Genomic DNA, 20,081 nt, shown 5'->3' with positions numbered 1-20,081 from the left:
TTGATAGAGCCGTCTTAGCCATTGTCAGTTTTTTTAAATTGCTCATTTCAATTTGATACAGCTGACTGAATGGCCATAGTTTTCCGATTTTTCTTTTCTGGGTAACTGGCGCCAACTTCCACCAAGGGCTAAACCTAAAGTAGAAATGCGTGACAACACCGCTATCTCTTGGCACTAGCTGTAAGGGGTGTTTGATGAATACTGGTATTACTGCTGCCGCTGGAATTTGTATGGCTCTACTGATTGGGTGCGCCGCTCAGCCGGAGCAGGTGCCCGGTGCCGGGGGAATCGTGATTGATACCTGGGGGGTCAATATGAATCAGTATCAAATCGATCTTTCAGAATGTAAGGGCATTGCCTATTCCACTTATAGCGACCAAGGTCGTCGCGGCTTAGTTGGCGCAGCCGGAGGGGCGGTAGTGGGTGGCACGCTAGGGGCCATTGTCGGAGATAGTGGTCGTGCGGCAGCCGCGGGTGCTGGCGCCGGTGCTCTGGTGGGGGGGCTTTCCGGTGCGGGTGGTGCCGGAGCTGAGGCTAACCAGATTATTAAGAACTGTCTTCGCGGTCGCGGCTATCGTGTACTGAACTGACTTCCCCTCCAGGGACCGGTCGAGGTTTCTCGTAGGTCCTTTGATATTCGGCAACCTCACAGGACTTGTCTTGGGCCGGGTGATCCCCGGCTTTTTTTTTGTGGCTGCGCTGCCCGGTTATCTTTGTTGCTCGAAGCGCAAGATAGTGGACCACACGTTGGGAGTATTCTATGTCCAGTAACAATACTATCAATGCTTATGCAGTAATGGAGGCCGGTGGTCCATTTCAGCTGCACCAGATTAAGCTTGGTGCGCTAGGTGCAACGGAGGTAGAGCTGGATGTGCTCTACTGTGGTGTCTGCCACAGCGATCTGAGCATGATTGAGGATGAGTGGGGTAGATCGAAGTACCCTATGGTGGCTGGACATGAAGTGATTGGGCGCGTCACCGCTACGGGAGAGCAAGCCAGTCATTTCAAACCAGGCATGATCGTCGGCCTGGGCTGGAATTCCGGCTACTGTGAAACCTGCCATTCCTGCCGACTGGGTAACCATAACCTTTGCACTGAAGCACGTTTTACCATCCTGACTAACGGCGGCTTTGCTGATAAGGTCCGTGCCGATATGTGCAGTCTGGTGGTTATTCCAGAAGGTATTGACCTTGTTTCTGCCGGACCATTGTTATGTGGTGGAATTACGGTGTTTAATCCCTTGGTTCAGTTCAATATAAAACCCACCGATAAAGTAGCAGTCATTGGTATTGGGGGATTAGGGCACTTGGCATTGATGTTCCTGAATGCATGGGGCTGTGAAGTCACAGCTTTTACCTCAAGCGAGCACAAGAAAAAGGAAGCTCTCGCCCTTGGTGCCCATGATACTTTGAATTCGCGAGATCCCAGTGAAATCAAATCGGCGTCCATGAGTTTTGACTTCATTATTTCCACCGTTAATGTCAATTTAGAGTGGGATCTCTATTTACAGGCATTGAAGCCAAAAGGGCAGCTGCATTTTGTTGGTGCTATTGTCAACCCTATTCAGTTCAGCCTTTTTCCGATGATCCGTGGTCAGCGCTCAATTTCTGCCTCACCCGTAGGCAGCCCGGCTACGATGGAAACCATGCTCGACTTCGTTGCTCATCACAAAATCAGCCCCCAGGTAGAGATTTATCCTATGAGCCAAATAGAGGAGGCATTCAAACATTTGAAGTCGGGGAAATCTAAATACCGGATTGTATTATCCAGAAAAGAATAAAAGTTTATTAAATGCGGGGGGAGAATAATACAATTCACTCGGGAATGCATGAGATATGAATGTCAATTGCGAGTGCATAGGGAATTATTCACAGCGTGTCGTGAGAGACGTGTATGTTTTACTTCCGACCCGGTAGTAAGGCGAGGTTAAGAATTTAAAGCTGATTCTACTGCTGTGGCAATAGCAAGGAGCTCCAGATCTTCATCTGGCCGACCATCTAACTCAAGCCCTACAGGCAGCCCTGAATCGGTGCCTCCAATGGGGATGGTTATTCCTGGGGCGCTACAAACCGATGTGGAAGCAAGGTTACGGAGATAGAGCGATAGAGTTGGTATTTTGATTCCATTGAGAGTGATAAATTCAGATGATGTCAAAAGTGGTTGCGCTTCAATGGGTGCTGTAGGGAAAATGACAGCGTCAACTCCGTGCCGCCGCACTATGTTTAGGTATTCCTGCTGTATTTCAGTTAACTCCCCTAAAGCCCATCTGTATTTTTTCTCTGATGGAGCATTTTTCCCCAATACGGATTCTTGATATACCGCTTTTACATCAGTACTGGCAATTTTATCTACTAGGTCTTCAAGGCTGGTGTCAGGTTGAAACTTCGCTAGAAAAGTGGTCATTGCAGACTTCATTTGATAGAACCCAATTGGAAACCCCACTTCAAAAGCAGCATTGACAACATTAGACAAATCTATACTAACCAACGTTGCCCCAGCTCTAACTAGTCGATTCTGGGCTTGCAGAAACGCAGAGCTAACTCTGGAGGAAAGCTCATCTGAGTGTGGACGTGCTACGCCTAATCGCAATCCTGTGATCTTTTTATCTTGGGGCATGCAGTTGCTGCCCATCAACTTATAAAGATAGGCAGTGTCCGCCACGCTCTGCGACATCGGGCCCACTACATCAAAGGTCGGCACAGAGGGGACAACACCTTCCTGATCCAAGCTTTGGGTTGTTGGGCGAAAGCCAACAATACCAGTTAAAGCAGCCGGCAGCCTGACGGAGCCAGCGGTATCCGTGCCCAAGCCTGCTGGTACTATACCTGCTGCAATGGCGGAAGCGGTGCCACCAGATGACCCCCCTGGAAAACATGCTAGATCCTTGGGGTTTCTTACGGCGCCAAATGCTGTATTATTTGATGTCACTCCAAATGCCAATTCATGCATATTGGATTTTCCGATAATAATCGCGTTGGCTTCAACAAGTTGTTCAACAACTGGGGCTGAGCTTCTGGCAATGAAATCAATACCTGGTGTGCCGGCAGTAGTTCGCATACCTTCAACGTTAATATTGTCTTTGATAACCAAAGGGATGCCACATAAAGGCCCTGTGTCTTGCTTTGTAGCTACTAAGTCATCTACTTTCTGTGCAGCAGCTAGCGCACACTCTTTATCTATTGTGATAAAAGCATTTAGTGCCTTATTAGTGGCAGCTTTATCAAGAGACTCTTCGATCAACGAGGTTGCTGTCGAATCTCCGGTGCGAACCTTTTCTGCTAGCTCAATGATCGAACATGGCATACTGTCAACCAAACGTTAAATAAGTTAACCCTGATATTAGTGCACTGGATTGTGACTTGGTGACATATTTGTGCTGCGTAAGCGAATGTCGTGGCAAAAGAAAATTAATGGGAGTTTTAGCTGAGCTCTTTTCAAAGTAATGATAATAAGTAGGAATAAGGATATGGGATTAGATATTGAGTTGCTATTGTTCGATCTTGGAGGGGTGCTTATAGAGCTAAATGACTCCCCCCTGCCCACATACCATCCTCAGCTATCTGACTGGTTACTATCTGAAACGGTAAGAAAATTTGAAGTTGGGCTTATTTCTTCAGAGGAGTTTGCATGTGCGGTTAAGAAAGATCTACTTCTGGAGCAGTCTGTCGAGGATATTATTTCTCACTTTAAAGCCTGGCCAAAAGGCTTTTATCCGGGAGCAATTGATCTGTTAAATAGGCTAAAAGCAAACTGCAAGATTTCTGCGCTAACGAATACTAATGAAATACATTGGTCGAGAATAACTGAGGAGTTTCAAGCACCTTGTTATTTTGATTCTATCATTGCTTCTCATCAAGTCGGAATGGCAAAACCAGATGTAAGATTCTTCCAGTATGCGATTGAGAAATTTGCTATCCATCCTAATAAAATTATGTTCATGGACGACAATATAGAAAATGTTGCTGCTGCCAGCAGAGTAGGAATTAATTCGTATTTAACTCGTGGATTTTTGGAAGTTGTCGCCTTGCTATCTAAAGTTGACCTATCCTTAGCATGATGACTCATCAAAAGAGAGTTTTGTTATTTATTGATTTTCTTGAATGGTGTTCCTTTCTTGTTGATTTTGGCCGTTCTGAAAGTCAGAGTTATCACGGAATTACTCAGAGGTTCTTAAAGCCTACAAGGGGCACTGCGGCTCATATCTTTTATCTCGATATGAAATATCAGGCTCCAAAACTGAACAATGATGTGTGGGTTGTATACACCGGCTTGTGCCCAGCGAGATAGGGCAGAAAAGAAAAAAGCGGGCGTTGGCCCGCTTTCACCATTTCAAATAATTACTGCCCCAAGCTGAACAATTGTGTATTGCCGCCGGTAGCGACTGTATTGATGGTTTTTGTCTTCTCTGTTGCGAAGCGGAACAGGTAGTGGGGCCCACCCGCTTTGAAGCCGGTGCCGGAAAGGCCTTGGCCGCCGAATGGGTTTACTCCTACTACTGCGCCTACCATATCCCGGTTTACGTAGCAGTTGCCAACGTTTACACGTTTGAATACTGCATCGGCGCGGCCTTCGATACGGGAGTGCAGGCCGAAGGTGAGGCCGTAACCGGTAGCGTTGATGCGGCGGATTACGTCTTCCAGTTCTTCGGCTTTAAAGCGCACTACGTGCAGGAAGGGGCCGAAGACCTCACGCTTGAGTACAGAGAAATCTTCGATTTCCACTACCTGTGGGCCGAAGAAGGTGCCTTTGCCTGGTTTTTTGTCTTTGTCGAAAGTAAACAGTGGCTTCCCTTCTTTATCCATACGTTCGCGGTGCGCTTCAAGTAAATTTAGGGCTTTTCCGTCGATCACCGGACCGATATCGGTAGCCAGCTTGCCGGGGTCGCCCAAGGTAAGCTCTTCACAGGCGCCTTTCAACATGTTGAGCAAGTTGTCTGCGATCACATCCTGTACGCAGAGAATGCGCAATGCGGAGCAGCGCTGGCCGGCGCTGAGGAAGGCAGATTGGATGACGTCATCCACGACCTGCTCGGGCAGGGCGGTGGAATCTACGATCATCACATTTTGGCCGCCGGTTTCAGCGATCAGCGGAACAATCGGACCCTCTTTCTCAGCCAACTGCTGATTGATCAGCCGCGCAGTTTCTGTGGAACCAGTGAAAGCTACACCCCCCAGGCGAGGATCTTCAATCAGTAGTTTACCCACGGCTGCGCCAGTGCCGGTAATCAGGTGCAGTACTTTAGCCGGTACACCTGCGTCGAGCATCAGGCGCACAGCGTGGGCTGCGATAATTGGAGTCTGCTCAGCAGGTTTTGCCAGTACGGTATTACCGGCGGCGAGAGCCGCCACCACTTGGCCGGTGAAAATAGCCAGCGGAAAGTTCCATGGGCTGATGGCGACGAACACACCTCGTCCACCAAGGTACAATTGGTTTTGCTCACCGGTAGGTCCCGGGAGTTCTGTGGGTTCGCTGAAGTGTTGGCGTGCGGCGTTAGCGTAATAGCGGCAGAAGTCTACTGCCTCACGCACTTCACTGATGCCATCGTTGAGCGTGCGGCCAGCTTCCAGGCAGATAATGGCCGCCAGTTCGTTGGCTTTCTTTTCGTAGAAGTCGGCGATTCTATCGAGAATAGTGGCACGCTCGTTGCCGCCAAGGCGGTCCCAGCCAATCTGTGCTTCGATGGCTGAGGCGTAAGCTTGTTCGATCAGGTGTTTATCAGTGTTTGCGGTGTGGCCAATGACCTCGCCATTAGCTGGGTTGTAAACCGGCTCTTCCGCTTTGCCCATAACGCCATTGACGATGGGGCCACCGAGGAAGTGCTTGCCGCGTTGTTTGGCCAGCTCTTCGAGCAGGGGGCCGACGGCCTGAGGGTCGCTCAATTCAATGCCGTGTGAGTTTTTTCTTGGCAGGGCCTCTGCGCCCATATAGATATTCTCCGGTACTGGGATTTGTGGGTGGCGGTATGGATTGCAGGCTTCACTCAGGTCGAGAGTGTCCTGTACCAGTGACTCAATAGGGGTTTCCTCATCCATGAAACGGTTGACGAATGAGCTGTTGGCGCCATTTTCAAGTAGGCGGCGTACCAGGTAGGGGAGTAGATCGCGGTGGGCACCCACTGGAGCGTAAACCCTTATGGGTACGCGCTTTCCGTGTACGGCCTCAATTTGCGCGTAGAGCAGATGGCCCATGCCGTGCAGGCGCTGGAATTCAAAATCGGTCCGCTCGCCGGCAAGCTCCAAAATCAAGCCCACGGTGTAGGCGTTGTGGGTAGCGAACTGTGGGTAGATGGCATTACCAGCATCCAGCAATTTTTTTGCACAGATCTGGTAAGACAAGTCTGTGTGGCACTTGCGAGTGTAAACCGGATAGTCGGTGAGGCCCATTTGTTGGGAGTGCTTGATCTCACTGTCCCAGTAGGCGCCTTTTACCAGTCGTACCATCAGTTTACGGCCGGTATCACGGCCGAGTGCAATCAGCCAGTCGGCTACGTGAGGGGCACGTTTCTGGTAGGCCTGCAGAACAAAGCCAAGACCTTGCCAGTCTTTTATCTCTGGGTCGCGGGCCAGGGCCTCGAAAATATCCAGAGAGATATCCAGGCGATCCACTTCTTCCGCGTCGATATTCAAGCCCATATCATACTTGGCAGCAGCCACACACAAGCGCTTCACCTGTGGCAGTAATTCGCCCATAACGCGTTCGCGCTGCAAGACGCTGTAGCGCGGATGCAGTGCAGAGAGTTTGATAGAAATACCGTTTGCCTCGACAACATCACGCTTGGTGTTGTCTTTGCCGATAGCTTCAATAGCCATCATATAGGCATCGAAATAGCGCTGGGCATCCGCCATTGTACGCGCGCCTTCGCCGAGCATATCGAACGAGAAGCGGGTGCCGGGCAAGTTTTCCTTGGGGCCGCGCTTCAGCGCTTCCTCTATGGTGCGGCCCAACACATACTGGCCGCCCATGATTTTCATGGCCTGCATCATAGAGGTGCGCACCATAGGTTCGCCGATACGGCTAATGAGGCGCTTCATCCAGTGGGAGGGCTGCTCGGTAATATCCGGGTCCAGTTCGACTACGCTGCCAGTGAGCATTAAACCCCAGGTAGAGGCATTTACGAACAGTGAATCAGACTGGCCACGATGGCTGGACCAGTTGCCGGAATGCACTTTCTCAGCAATAAGTTTGTCGGCAGTATCGGCATCGGGGACCCTAAGTAGAGACTCCGCCAGGCACATTAGGGCCACGCCCTCCTTATTGGAAAGGCCGAATTGCTGCAGGAAGGCATCCAGAGTGCCACGCTTGCTGCGCTGCTGCCGGGAATGGCGAACCAACTCGCGCGAGGTGTTCAGGATCTTCTTACGCAGGGCGTCACTGGGGCGCGGGGCGGCCAGGAGCTCACTGACGCATTGGTTTTCGTCGGCGTGTAAATACTCGCGTGCCCGCTCTCGGGCACTTTGTAGGTCTCCGGCGAAGTTTGTCGACATATCGTCTCCCAAGCTCTATATCTAGGGTCAGAATAAAAAACCGGATTATGTGCGAAAGTGCTTAGAATTAATCGCCATTTTGACGCCGGTTGTGGTTAAATATCACGCCTAATTGCGTGATTGCCAGTAGGGTATTTTGTAATGTCTCGACAGTTGGAAGATCTCGATCGTATCGATCGCCAAATACTGCGAATCCTGCAACGCCATGGACGACTGCCAAACGTAGAGTTGGCACGCCGGGTTAACCTCAGTCCCACTCCGTGCTTGGAGCGGGTCAAGCGCCTTGAGCGAGAGGGGTTTATTCGCGACTATGTAGCGTTGCTGGACCCGCTCAAGGTTCATGCCGGCTTGGTGGTGTATATCCAGGTGACCCTGACCAATACCGCCACGGAAGCCCTGGAAGCCTTTAACCAACATGTGTCTGGCCTGGAGGAAGTGCAGGAGTGCCATATGGTGGCCGGTGGCTTTGACTACCTTGTGAAGATTCGTATAAAGGATATGCTCGGATACCGCCGTTTTCTTGGAGAGAAGCTGGCTTCTGTGCCGGGTGTTCGCGAAACCCACACCTATGTGGTGATGGAGGAAGTTAAGACGGATACCGCTGTAGCGGTGCCTGACCCCGAGCCTAAGACCAAATCCACCCGGCGTTAAGTCGGGTGGGTGTCCAATGTTAATAGGACGCGCGCCTTTGAGCAGAAAATCAACCGATTAGATCGCCAAGGTATATGAAAGAGTGACTGCTCAATGGTGTGGCATCCAGCATATGCCCCAGGCCGGGGCGTAAACTCAATTGCCTTCTCTGCAGGACTATGTTTGTTATTGATTGCGGATTTCACTGTGGAATTGCGCGAATTGGCAATCATTGTCGATCGAGATTTTATTATCCTCGGTAGAATTTGGCGGGCGGTACCCTGTGCCGCCTAACCGGATCGCGATAACGATAAAGTAGGTACTATATGGATTTTTCACTGAGCGAAGAGCAGCAGATGATCCAGGAAGCTGCACGGCAGTTTGCCGAGAGCGAACTGAAGCCCATAGCTGCGGAACTTGATAAAACTGGCAATCGCCCCCTGATGCTGGAAAAACTTAAAGAGCTGGCCGAGCTGGGGTTTATGGGGATCAATGTCGACCCCAATTACGGTGGCACCGGCGCTGGTACTATCGCTTTCAGCCTGGCGATTACTGAACTCGCTCGTGGCTGTGCTTCTACTGCGACCACGACTTCTGTTACCAATATGGTGGCTGAAGTAATTCAGGCCGTTGGTAATGAAGAGCAGCGGCAAAAATACCTTCCAAAAATTTGTAGTGGTGAATATGCGGCAGGTTCTTTCTGTCTCACTGAGCCTGGTTCAGGCTCCGATGCAGCGGCTATGCGCACCCGCGCGATAATGGAAGGTGATGAATATGTATTGAACGGCAGCAAGCTGTTTATCAGTAGCGCTGAGTTTGCTGGTATCTTTGTTGTCTGGGCGATAACAGACCCAGACGCGGCAAAGGGCAAGGGCATTTCCTGCTTCTTGGTGGAGGCTGGGACCCCGGGCTTGATCATTGGTAAGGCCGAAGAAAAGATGGGACAGAAAGCCTCAGTCACCAATGAAGTCTCTTTCGACAACTGTCGCATACCAGCTGGCAATATGCTGGGAGAGGAAAACCGTGGCTTCCGTATTGCCGCCGGTGAATTGGCCGGTGGGCGTATCGGTATCGGTTCCCTGGCGCTGGGGATTGGCCTGGAAGCGATGGACTGTGCCCGTGCATATATGCATGAGCGTGAGCAATTCGGCAAGAAACTAGCCCAGTTCCAAGGTTTACAGTGGCAACTGGCCGATAAGTACACAGAGTTAGAAGGCGCACGCCTCTTGCTGTTGCAGGCGGCTTGGCAGAAAGATGCCGGCATGGCTTTCGGTCCCGCCGCCTCCATGGGCAAGCTATTTGCCACTGAGAAAGCCAATGAGGCCTGTTACCTAGCGTTGCAGATTCATGGTGGGGTAGGGTATACGCGCGAATATCCGTTGGAACGCATGAGTCGTGATGTGCGCATTACTACCATCTACGAAGGTACCAGCGAGATTCAGCGCCTGATTATCGCACGTCACCTGCTCGACGTGCGCTGATTTGGTGAGATAATTCTCAGTCCCTGGCCATGTATTGAAAGCGGGGCCAGGGGCTGATTTGCGTTTGCAAATCTGTCATTTTGTCCTCTCGCTTTCGAATCCCCCAACCCGCCCGCCTAATTCTTCCTATTCTCTAGTGAGGAATTCTGTCCCTGTTTTCCCAAAAGTTTCATTGAACACTTGTCCGCTGTGTAGTGTCGGCAGTTCTTGGGGTGTTATTAATTTCGGGTGAAAAAATGTATGCTAATCATGGGATCATGGCGGTTATTTTAAGCCACCTGGTTCTCGTCTTGTCGTTGCAGTTTCCTCTGATTTCTTCGGCCGATCCACCGAATCCGGCGAGTGTAGCTACCAAAAAGTTCAACCAGGAGGTTCTAACAGAGCTGTCATTTGATAATCGCCAGGATTTTGAAAATGTCAAACGTGGATTTATCGCGCCACTTCCCGACAATGGCGTTATCAAGGATGAGAAAGGACAGCCTGTCTGGAACCTTGGAGCCTTTCAATTTGCTCGGGACAGGGTTGCTCCGGATACCGCTAACCCAAGCCTGTGGCGCCAACTCCAGCTGATATCTGAAGGCGGCCTCTATGAGGTGATTCCGCGTATCTACCAAGTGCGCAGCGCCGATCTCTCAAATATCACATTTATTGAAGGGGATACCGGGGTTATTGTAATGGACCCCTTAATCTCGATGGAAACAGCAAAGGTAGCACTGGGACTATATCGGAAGCATCGAGGCAGGAAGCCAGTGCTTGCGGTTATTTATACACACAGCCATGTGGATCATTACGGTGGTGTACGTGGAGTGGTGGATGAGGAAGATGTAAAATCTGGAAAAGTTAAAATCTTTGCTCCTAAAGACTTTCTGGTTGAGGCAGTCAGTGAAAATGTTTTTGCTGGCAACCATATGGCGCGCCGCGCCAGCTTTATGTACGGTAATTTAATCCCTAAAGATCCTAAAGGAACCCTGGGGGCTGGGTTAGGCCTGGAGACCTCCACAGGTACCGTCACCTTAATTGAGCCCACCGATACTATTACAAAAACAGGCGAGATTCGTACTATTGATGGCCTGAGTTTTGAATTTCTGATGGCTCCTGGTTCTGAAGCCCCGGCGGAAATGCATTTCTATATTCCAGAGCTGAAGGCGGTAACCGCGGCTGAAAATGCCACTCATACGCTGCATAATCTCTATACACTGCGCGGCGCCAAGGTGCGCAATGCGCGAGACTGGTCGCGCTATCTCAATGAAACTATACAGCGTTGGGGAGACAAGGCGGAAGTACTGTTTGCCCCCCACCATTGGCCAACCTGGGGGCAAGAGAATGTTGTCAACCATTTGAAAAAACAGCGGGACCTTTACAAGTATCTGAACGATCAAACCCTACGTTTGGCCAACCACGGCTATAACATGGTGCAGACCGCAGAAATGATGAAATTGCCTCCGGAGCTGTCCCAGTACTGGGCTAATCGCGGCTACTACGGTAGTGTCAATCATGATACCCGCGCTGTGTGGAATTATTATCTCGGTTTTTTTGATGGTAATCCCGCACGCCTCTACCCCATGCCACCCACCGCCGCTGGCAAAAAGTATGTGCAATATATGGGGGGCTCGGCCAATATCATTAGGTTGGCGAAAAAAGACTACGACGCTGGCGAGTACCGTTGGGTTGCAGAAGTGTTGGATAAACTGGTTTCAGCGGAGCCCAATAACAGGGCGGCGAGAAAATTGTTAGCCGATGCCTTGGAGCAAATGGGCTATCAGCAGGAGAATGGCACCTGGAGAAATTTCTTCCTGAGTGGTGCCAAGGAGCTACGCGATGGTATTGAGCGGTTTCCGGTGTCGTTGACCGCCAGCGCCGACACTATCCGGAGTATGCCCACTGAGCTAATTTTTGATTACCTGGGGATTCGTTTAAACGGGCCGAGAGCAACCGGTAAGCAGATCTCTATCAATATCACCCTCCCTGATGTCAATGAGCAGTATTCTCTGATCCTTGAAAATGCCGTGTTGAACTATGGTTCCCCAGTTGAGGACCCACATTCTACGATCAACATCAAGCGCACCGACTTAAACGATATTATTCTCGGTAGCGCTACAATCCAGGAAAAAATGGACGATGGCTCGATAAAAATAGTGGGGGATGTGGGGCAGCTAAAAATGCTGCTCTCTCTAATGGATCGGTTTGACTTCTGGTGGAATCTGGTCACTCCGGAGCCTATGGAAAAAATTTCTACCGGAGACTTCTGATGAGCAGTCCGCGACCGGCTTTAGTTGCAATGAAAAAAGCAGGTGTTGACAAATATGTGCAGTTTCTTCACTCGGGTTCACACTGATAAATTAATGATTGAGCGGGGGGGGCGGTAGGCAAAACCGTGGAGCGGACCCCTACGAGTACCTGCTGATCGGGCAAAATCCACAGCTATTATTTGACGACCTGGAGAATCTGACAGATTTGAAACTGAATATTTCCAGAGAAAATATTAGAATTTCGGGTATTGGTGAGTATTTTCTACATGAGGGAGACCTAGAGTTTTTGCGGAAAGTGGATATCTTCGGCCTTTAAATTATGTAATATTAGTTTTTTTGGTGTCAGGTTTAATAAACCTAACTTATAATAATTTCAGTCAGTATCTTGGATGTCATAGCCGGCAAATTGGATCTCGTTGTGAACTGGGTCTGCGCGATTGTTTTTGGGTTCAGGGAGCAAGTCAAAGAATAGGAAAGGGTCTTCGATAGGGTTATTAAGTAATATCTTTGAGTCTTCCTCATAATTGTTTAAGAGGCGCCAGGGATATTTGTTCCCCTGTCTGGGCAATATATGATTTCCCCTTTGTACATAACCTGAGTTTAGGGCACTCATTACGGAAGTTGTTTCGGCGCAGCCCTCAGTGTCAGTTGCGAGGCAAACCTGATAATCATGCTTGTCCATATGCTTTATAAGCCGGCAAATATAGCGAGCCGCGATGTCTGCTTTCAAAGTCCATGGAGCATTTGTATACCCAAAAATCCAGGACATATTGGGGACGTCTTCTATTAGTACTGCCTTATAGGTTAGTTTTTGACTAATGGGAGTCAATGCACCATCAACATACAGTTGAATGCCGCCAAGCATTTGTAGATTGAGGCCGGTTGCCGTAACGATGATATCCGCTTCCAGCTTTTTACCTGATTTCAAATGAATGCCCGTCTCAGTAAATGTTTCAATATGCTCGGTTTCTATGGAAACCTTGCCAGACTTGATGGCCTTAAACAGGTCATTATTGGGCACGGCGCAGAGGCGCTGGGCCCAGGGGTTGTAGTCGGGGCTGAAATGACGCATGTCGAAATCGGCCGGCAAGCTTTTGCGAATACCACGTAGGAATAACCTGCGCATTAAGCTGGGCCAGCGCTTGGAAGCCTTAAAGAGCCAACGTTGTAACTTGATATTACGCTAGCGTGCAAAGTTAAAAACCCAGGCTCTTGGTAAGAGCTTCAGAAGCGTGAATGAAATTTTGTCAAATTCAGGTACAGATATCATGTAGCTGGGTGAACGCTGCAGCATGGTGATATGTTTGGCGTCATCTGCCATGGCTGGCACTAGTGTGACCGCTGTGGCACCACTGCCGATAATGACAATGGTTTTATCGCGGTAGTCCAGGTTTTCAGGCCAGTGTTGAGGATGAATATACATCCCCTGAAAACGCTTTGCTCCCGGGAACTCCGGTAGGTACCCTTGACGGTAATCATAATAACCCGTGCAGGAAATCAAAAAATTGCAGCTATAGTGGCGGGGCTCTTCGGTTTCTAAATTTTTTCCCTCAATAAACCAGCGTTTTTCCTCACTGTCCTAGTTGGCCTTATGCAAGTCTACGTCGAAGTGAATGTGCTTGGTAATGGCATACTCTTCGGCGGTATCCTTGATGTATTGCCTGATGGAGGGGCCATCGGCCAGCACCTTGAGCCCCGACCAAGGACGGAAGCTGAAGCCAAAGCTGAATATATCTGAATCGGAGCGTATTCCTGGGTAGCGGAATAAATCCCAGGTTCCACCAATTTGCTGTCGCCGTTCAAGAATTGCAAAGCGTTTGTTAGGACACTCGCGCCTGAGGTGGCAAGCTACGCCAATGCCAGAGAGGCCAGCACCGATAATCAATATATCAAAATGAAGTGGCTTCAAAATCATTGCCTGTCCGGTTTATAGGGCTCTATAGACTGCGTGGAACCGGGGCAGATTTATTGCTACATTGCGACAAAAACTATCATGAGGCGCCAATGTGCGCATTGGAGGAGCATTGGGTAGCGTGATACGGGCCAGTGTTCTCACAGGATATGGCGAGCTGGTCAAGGACTTGGGTGGCGATGCCCAGTCTTATCTCTCTGAATTTAATATGCCCCTGGATATTGGTGTATCTGACGCCCGCTTGCTTCCCCACCCAGATGTAGCGCGATTGCTTGAGGTCTCTGCCCAGCGCCTGGGATGTGTAGATCTTGGGCTTCGCTTGGCTTCTTGCCAGGGCGTTGATAGGTTGGGGGGGATTGCGCTGATTGCCTGTAATTCTACCTCCCCAAGGGAGGCTGTCGAGGCAATAGCGAAGTTTATGCCCTTGCATAGTACCGCTACTCAGCTACGCCTGGAGTCGGTAGCTGGGGCTACCTGCGTACGACTGGTATTCGATTTGATTGATCCAGCGCTATCCTATTTTGCCCAGATTCATGAACAGACCCTGGGTAATGCGTTGGCGATGTTGCGCATGCTGATGGGTGTGGATGCTATACCCCAGCGGGTACTATTGCCCCACAGTGCGCTTTCTGATGAACGCTGCTATCAACAGTATTTTGCCTGCCCAGTTGAGTTCCAGTCTGGCTACTGTGCTATGGAGTTTCCTTCAAGTCTACTGGACCGCCTTCTACCATCGGTCGATCCGATTACCAAGCGCTTGGCCTCAAGTTACCTGGGGCAACAGTTTGTTTCCACAAGAGCCTCCTTAGGGACGCAAGTAAGAAAGTTATTACGGCAGTTGTTGCCTACAGGCAAGTATCAGGTCGCGGTGGTTGCATCGCACCTCAGCTTGCACCCACGAACACTTCAGAGGCGGTTAGCTGCGGAAAATCTTCGCTTTGATAGACTACTGGATATTGTGCGTCGGGAGCTGGCTGCAGAGTACCTGTCTGATACCACTCTTACCTTGGAGCAGGTTACCGGTTTACTAGGTTATGCAGAGCAGAGTACCTTCCAGCATTCTTGTAGGCGCTGGTTCTCAGATACTCCCCGTAATCACCGCTGTAAATTAACTCGTGCGGACCTTTTCGAGGGAACTTGTTCAGTTAATCCGGATTAATACTCTGTGGGTTCCACCTCTCCGGGGCGCCAAGTCTTTTCCAGCCACGGGCCTAAGGGGCCATAGAGACGCAGGATAACGAAGAAGCCCTTGTCCGGCACGGTTTCCAGCCAGTTTTTCTCAAAGCCTTTCGGCGCTTCGGGCCCGAAGTAAATATCGTAAGATCCATCAGGGTTTCTTTTTATACCCTTGCTTTGGCTGCTGACGGAGGGAAATTCCTGGCTTGTCTGTAGCTGGGAGCGGGTCTGGCTGTCATAAATATTAACCGCCCAGAATGCATTTACCGGGACATCAGGGGGTAGATGTAGCTTGTACTTCTTGGAGCCATCGAAGGGTTCCTTGTTTTCATCTACAAAGGCAATGGCGTAGTCGGACCCCTTGCCTGGCTCAATCGCAGTCATCGCCGGGCTAACACCAGTATAAGGGTAAAAATAACTGACACGGGCATCGCTGTCGATTGTCTTGCCATCCGGTCCATTAAAGAAAATATTCTTGCCGGGAAAGGCCATTACCCAGGCACTGTCTGTGCCTGGATAGATCTTGACGTCGGACAAAGATTTGTCGGTGCGGGGGTACCATACGATGGATCGGGCGATGCCATTGCCAATCGCAACCGCATCTGTAAGGATTTTGGTCATGCGCTCATTGGGGCTAAAAGCCTTGCCCTTCTCAATACCGATTGAGGCAAAAAGGCCTCGGGTTTCTGGGTTGAGCATTCCTATCCACTCATACTGAATAACCTCATTGAGATGTTTGTAGAACTTGTAGTTACTGGGGTGGATTGTGTTGAAAGCTTTCCCGGAAGCGCTGATAAACACCATCCTCGGTGGATGATTTTTTTTGGACAGAGGATAAATCCTCAGGTTGTCCTTCACATTTTGTACTGCCTCGTCCAGTGCTTGGTTACCGGGGGAGCGCATAAACACCCAAACCCGGTAAGAGCGGGGGTATACCGGAAAGTAACCGAAGGGAAGGTTGCCTTTAAAGTCTGGGGGGAGAACCAAGTATTTCCCGCCTCGGCCTTTATCCGGACCGGAATTGCCTATGGCTTCCGCGTAGCGAAACCAGGCATCGTTAAAGGCCCCCATTACTGTTGGAGGGGCATGGAGTACAGTAGGGCCATCTCTCTTTAGGTCGAGGAAGGCAAGAGTATAGATGGTAGATGTATTGCCAGTCAGGAACAGAGATTCTGAGTTCATTAGCCGGTCGAATATCAACACTTCATTGGCTGACTTGGCGCCTAGCTCGCGGCCCCCTTTCATTAGTGCATGTACCGACGCGCCCTGGATACCTTTCAAAAAACTGTCTACTGCGCGCATATGATCCAAGTAGTCGTATAGTTTTTCTGCAGTTTCCGGGTAAGGCGCACCGTCGCGAAACTTTAATAAACCAATACTACTCTCCACCTCATCCGGCGTACTGATGGATTCCACTGTATCTGGACCTATATCGGCGCGAGTATGTCCGGTGAGCAACCCAATTAACAGAAATAGAGAAAATACTGCCTGCAGCACAGCTAGGCCGGGAAAGGGAGACGTTCTAAGAGGCGCTATTGGCCAGCCGTTCAATGTCTGTACCTCCTTTGTAAAAAATGCCCCTAGTATGGGGAAGTGACAAGAAAGGCAAAAAATCCCAGATTTTCATTTGTTACTTTTTGGCATGCCGGAGCTTTTTGGGCCCAAGAGGAGCCCTGCGCTGACACACACAACGGAAAGTTTGGCTATTTCATAGTAGTCGCTTCCCTTGATGGGCTCTTTATAAATCCATTGATCGGGACATTATTTCCAATAAGGGAAAAATAATTGTGCCTGACGCCTTAAGCCAGATTCTTTGGGCACTTAAGTGAACTATGAGAAAAAGTAAATGGGAGGGTGGGAGTGGAATTCACTATGCGACTAAGCGGTCGCGAGCGAGGGAATAATTATAATTTGGAAGCTGGATAAGAAATTACTTGAGAGTAAGTTAAGTACTGGCTGTTGTAAAATGTCATTGTCGTGACCTATTTTGTCAATTTACATATTGGAACCTATTCCAACTTTTCAAAGTTGATGATGAAAAATTATTGGATTAATTTATGTGAATAGTAAATAAATTTCATTTAGAAGTGGCTGTTTTGTCGCTTTATGCCAGGCTCAGAAAATTAATTTCAATCAAAGTGACCGTTCTAAAATTCTTTTTTTGAGGTGATGTATGTTCGCTTGTCACAGAAAGTCAATGTAAAAAAATATAACAGTTTTTGATTTTTCTTGATTTCAGGCGCCTGAATAAAAACTCCATCACAGGAATTCAAGATAGTGCTTGTCATTATGGAGAGCTAACTCTATAAAATGCCCGTCCCATTTAGGTGGTTCCCGTTGTTCAAAAAGAAAAACGAGGAAACCATAGTTTAAAAAAATTAGAATAATTAATTGGACTAAGAATGTTCTCGCTTGCCGACCTGTTCGATAAGGTTTTAGCTAAATCTTGGCATGGAAGCTTGGAAAGCCTGACCGGAGAAAAATTGACCGCCTCGCAATGTGAAGAGGCCCTGGACCTGTTAAAACAGGAGAGTCTAGGTCTCTCTAACGGGGATAGGATTGTTGTCAGAGCCCATAACGATATTTTTACTGTAGCCGTTATGCTAGCCGCTTGGCGACTTGGACTTGCCGTAGTACCAGTTAAAGGTGATGCGAGTGAAGCTGCGGTGCAATCTGTAGCTTCAGACTGTAATGCGAAGGTGATTTTCAAGGATGGTGATGTTGTTTCTCTGGAGACTTATCGTTCTGAGCAGAAACGTATCGAGTTCTGCGTACCTCCCAGGGTTACCGGGGTTGATTTAGCACTGATTATTTATACTTCTGGTAGCACGGGCAGGCCAAAAGGAATAATGCTCACTCATCAGAATGTTCTGACCTCACTGGAGTCAATCACCCAATACCTGCGCTTAACTGAGCAGGACAGGATTCTCTGTCTCTCACCCCTATCTTTTGACTACGGTCTTTACCAAGTGCTATTTGCCCTCTACAAAGAGTGCACGACTGTCCTCTATGATAAGTCCTTTAATCCAATTCATGCGTTAAAGGCACTTTCTGAGAATAAAATCACGATCTTACCGATCGTTCCTGCCATGGGGGCAGCATTAGTAAAACTGGTTTCTCTGGTGAAGCCGGATCTCTCTCTGCTGAAAAGTATCACCAATACCGGCGGTCATTTATCTGAGTATGTGATTCGGGCCTGGAAAGAGTACTGTTCGCAACTCAACATTTTTTCAATGTATGGACTTACTGAGTGTAAGCGGGCCATGTACCTGGAGCCCGAGCTTTGGGAGGAGAAAATGGGGTCGGTTGGGAAGCCAATTCCCGGCCTGGATGCGCGAATTTTTCAATATGACAGCGATGCAGATAGCTATCGCGAAGTAGCAGAAAACGAAGTCGGTGAGTTATATGTACGTGGCTCGGCGGTAATGCAGGCTTATTACGACCCGAATGCCCAGGGCGGTGCGACTATTGTGCATGGCCTGTATCGAGATGATAACTGGCTGGCGACAGGTGATTTGTTCAGCAGGGATAATGAAGGGTTTTATTATTTCAAGGGGCGTTCCAAAGACCTGATCAAACAGGCAGGATTCTGCCTATTTCCCAAGGACTTGGAAAACCTTATTGATACGTGTCCATTGGTACACCTAAGTGTTGTGATGGGTTCAAAAGACAAATTTCAAAGTGAAATTGCTGTTTGCGTTGTAGAGCTAAATGAAAATACGCAGGACAGCCAACAAAAGTTTAAGGTGTGGTTAAAAGAAAACCTGGATGCTGACTATGCCCCTCGGGAAATAAAATTTGCTGAGACCATCCAGTTGACTGCAAATAGTAAGGTAGATAGAAAATTGCTGCAGCAAGAACTCCAAACTTGAGCTAGATTTTCTATCTTTAGCTATTTTTAGTGGAATAACAATAAAAGCGCTGAGACCTGTTGATTGTTAATAGGACTGAAACATAAGCGCATTATAAGAATGACATTGAATTTCTTTAGGGGATACCATGAACGCTTCCTTGGAAAAGCTTGTTGCCCAGCTTGACCAAAATAGACAACAATTTTCAACGCCTTGTTACGTATATTCGATTGAAGATGTTGCTAATAATTATCGCAAGCTAAAGGAAAAATTGGGTACATCCCTGATTTACTCGTTGAAGGCAAACAGTTGCCTCGATCTCATTGTACGCTGTGGGCATATTTTTGAGGACGGTATCGAGATCGCCTCTGTGGGGGAATTGAATCTTCTACCGAGAGGTGAGAGTCCCCGTTACATCAACAACCCTTCAGCGGACAAAAGCTTTATTCGGGCCGCCATAGCCAGTAAGTGTACTCTGGTAGTAGATAACCTTTTCCAATTGGAAATTATCAGAGAGTTTCAGGGCAAGAGGCCGATCAAGCCCCTGATATTGCGCCTGAATCCAAGCACACTCGATCAGTTTGTAGAGCCTCCAGCTGGAACCCGGAAAGATCACTTTGGTTTAAGTTGGAAAGACGCAATTCGAGCTCTTGAAACCTGTAAGGAGCATGGCCTGGATGTTGCTGGCTTCCATGTTTTCCGTGGCTCATATAGTTTTGCCAAGCTTGCTAACTCTACTGCGCAAGCTGCACTAAAAATTGTTGAGATATTTGAGGATTCTCTAGGTTACCCGCTCTCGCTTGTGAACCTTGGAGGTGGCTTCAATTCGAACTGGGAAAATGAGAATTTTGATTTTGACCAATATCGAAGTCTTCTTTCAGAATTTCCATCCCATATCAATATTACCCATGAAAGCGGGCGGGCCATTATGGAGTCTGCCGGCTACTTTGTTACTGAAGTGCGCTATGTGAAATCGATAGAAGGGCGCCGTTACGGTGTTTGTAACGGGGGGATGGCCCAGAATTTTCTATTGGCCAAAACGGAAAGCGCTTTCAAGCGATTCTCCCAACCCCTGATTTTACGCGAAGGCAGTGTAGTTAAACCCGAGGAAGAGGCCGGTAGCTGCTTTTTGGTCGGTACATCCTGTAATAAGGAGGATGTGATCGGTGAGGTTAAAGGGTTTGACGTAAAGCCTGGAGATCTGGCTATTTTTAGTCATTGTGGTGCTTATAACGCGAGCTATACCGTCGCTCCTTTCCTAAGCCTGCCGTCCGCTAAATCCTACCTGATGGAGTAGT

General features: G+C 48.8%; 15 protein-coding genes. 9 read left to right on the top strand and 6 right to left on the bottom strand.

From position 1 onward, the window contains the following. Positions 1-194: 194 nt before the first annotated feature. Positions 195-590 (top strand): glycine zipper family protein, encoded by a 396-nt coding sequence (locus ACCI49_RS04700; RefSeq protein ID WP_371837821.1) that lies wholly within the window; start codon positions 195-197, stop codon positions 588-590. 170 nt (positions 591-760) lie between these two features. Then, a complete protein-coding gene (gene ahr / locus ACCI49_RS04695; protein ID WP_371837820.1) occupies positions 761-1,780 on the top strand; it encodes an NADPH-dependent aldehyde reductase Ahr in 1,020 nt (339 codons plus the stop codon). Positions 1,781-1,926: 146 nt separating this feature from the next. Here ahr and ACCI49_RS04690 read toward each other — a convergent pair whose 3' ends face one another. After that, a complete protein-coding gene (locus tag ACCI49_RS04690) occupies positions 1,927-3,240 on the bottom strand; it encodes an amidase family protein (RefSeq protein ID WP_371837819.1) in 1,314 nt (437 codons plus the stop codon). 226 nt (positions 3,241-3,466) lie between these two features. Between ACCI49_RS04690 and ACCI49_RS04685 the strand changes: the two genes are divergently transcribed. After that, on the top strand, positions 3,467-4,057 hold the full coding sequence (locus ACCI49_RS04685) for an HAD-IA family hydrolase (protein ID WP_371837818.1): 591 nt from the start codon (positions 3,467-3,469) through the stop codon (positions 4,055-4,057). Positions 4,058-4,337: 280 nt separating this feature from the next. On the opposite strand, the gene putA is transcribed toward ACCI49_RS04685, so the two are convergent. Then, positions 4,338-7,484 carry a bifunctional proline dehydrogenase/L-glutamate gamma-semialdehyde dehydrogenase PutA gene (gene putA, locus ACCI49_RS04680; protein ID WP_371837817.1) on the bottom strand — a complete coding sequence of 1,049 codons (3,147 nt, stop codon included), beginning with the start codon at positions 7,482-7,484 and terminating at the stop codon, positions 4,338-4,340. A gap of 141 nt (positions 7,485-7,625) precedes the next feature. Here putA and ACCI49_RS04675 point away from each other — a divergent pair, with 141 nt between their 5' ends. From ACCI49_RS04675 to ACCI49_RS04665, 3 genes are all read left to right on the top strand, one after another. Further along, positions 7,626-8,135, top strand: a complete 510-nt coding sequence (locus ACCI49_RS04675) for an Lrp/AsnC ligand binding domain-containing protein (RefSeq protein ID WP_371837816.1) — start codon at positions 7,626-7,628, stop codon at positions 8,133-8,135. 305 nt (positions 8,136-8,440) lie between these two features. After that, a complete protein-coding gene (locus tag ACCI49_RS04670; RefSeq protein ID WP_371837815.1) occupies positions 8,441-9,595 on the top strand; it encodes an acyl-CoA dehydrogenase family protein in 1,155 nt (384 codons plus the stop codon). Positions 9,596-9,831: 236 nt separating this feature from the next. After that, complete coding sequence (locus ACCI49_RS04665; RefSeq protein WP_371837814.1) at positions 9,832-11,844, top strand: alkyl/aryl-sulfatase; 2,013 nt, start codon at positions 9,832-9,834, stop codon at positions 11,842-11,844. Between the two features lie 373 nt (positions 11,845-12,217). Here ACCI49_RS04665 and ACCI49_RS04660 read toward each other — a convergent pair whose 3' ends face one another. The 3 genes from ACCI49_RS04660 to ACCI49_RS04650 form a co-directional block, all read right to left on the bottom strand. Next, positions 12,218-12,970: an NAD(P)/FAD-dependent oxidoreductase gene (locus tag ACCI49_RS04660; protein WP_371837813.1), complete on the bottom strand. Its 753-nt coding sequence runs from the start codon at positions 12,968-12,970 to the stop codon at positions 12,218-12,220. 57 nt (positions 12,971-13,027) lie between these two features. After that, entirely contained in the window at positions 13,028-13,345 is a 318-nt protein-coding gene (locus ACCI49_RS04655; protein WP_371837812.1) for an NAD(P)/FAD-dependent oxidoreductase, read from the bottom strand. Between the two features lie 78 nt (positions 13,346-13,423). Next, positions 13,424-13,753 carry an NAD(P)-binding protein gene (locus tag ACCI49_RS04650; RefSeq protein ID WP_371837811.1) on the bottom strand — a complete coding sequence of 110 codons (330 nt, stop codon included), beginning with the start codon at positions 13,751-13,753 and terminating at the stop codon, positions 13,424-13,426. Between the two features lie 97 nt (positions 13,754-13,850). On the opposite strand from ACCI49_RS04650, the gene ACCI49_RS04645 reads away from it, so the two are divergent. After that, positions 13,851-14,915 (top strand): AraC family transcriptional regulator ligand-binding domain-containing protein, encoded by a 1,065-nt coding sequence (locus ACCI49_RS04645; RefSeq protein ID WP_371837810.1) that lies wholly within the window; start codon positions 13,851-13,853, stop codon positions 14,913-14,915. Here ACCI49_RS04645 and ACCI49_RS04640 read toward each other — a convergent pair. Further along, the gene (locus ACCI49_RS04640) at positions 14,912-16,483 is read right to left on the bottom strand and encodes a DUF1254 domain-containing protein (RefSeq protein WP_371837809.1); all 1,572 of its coding nucleotides are present in this window, start codon (positions 16,481-16,483) and stop codon (positions 14,912-14,914) included. The genes ACCI49_RS04645 and ACCI49_RS04640 overlap by 4 nt on opposite strands. 851 nt (positions 16,484-17,334) lie before the next feature. Here ACCI49_RS04640 and ACCI49_RS04635 point away from each other — a divergent pair. Both ACCI49_RS04635 and ACCI49_RS04630 read left to right on the top strand, forming a co-directional pair. Then, complete coding sequence (locus ACCI49_RS04635; RefSeq protein ID WP_371837808.1) at positions 17,335-18,804, top strand: class I adenylate-forming enzyme family protein; 1,470 nt, start codon at positions 17,335-17,337, stop codon at positions 18,802-18,804. 127 nt (positions 18,805-18,931) lie between these two features. Continuing rightward, complete coding sequence (locus ACCI49_RS04630) at positions 18,932-20,080, top strand: type III PLP-dependent enzyme domain-containing protein (protein WP_371837807.1); 1,149 nt, start codon at positions 18,932-18,934, stop codon at positions 20,078-20,080. Position 20,081: the final 1 nt, after the last annotated feature.

Source organism: Microbulbifer epialgicus (genome assembly GCF_041447265.1).
Lineage (GTDB): Bacteria > Pseudomonadota > Gammaproteobacteria > Pseudomonadales > Cellvibrionaceae > Microbulbifer > Microbulbifer epialgicus.
Note: the sequence above shows the minus strand (reverse complement) of the source record. Positions and strands in the feature narration are given on the sequence as shown.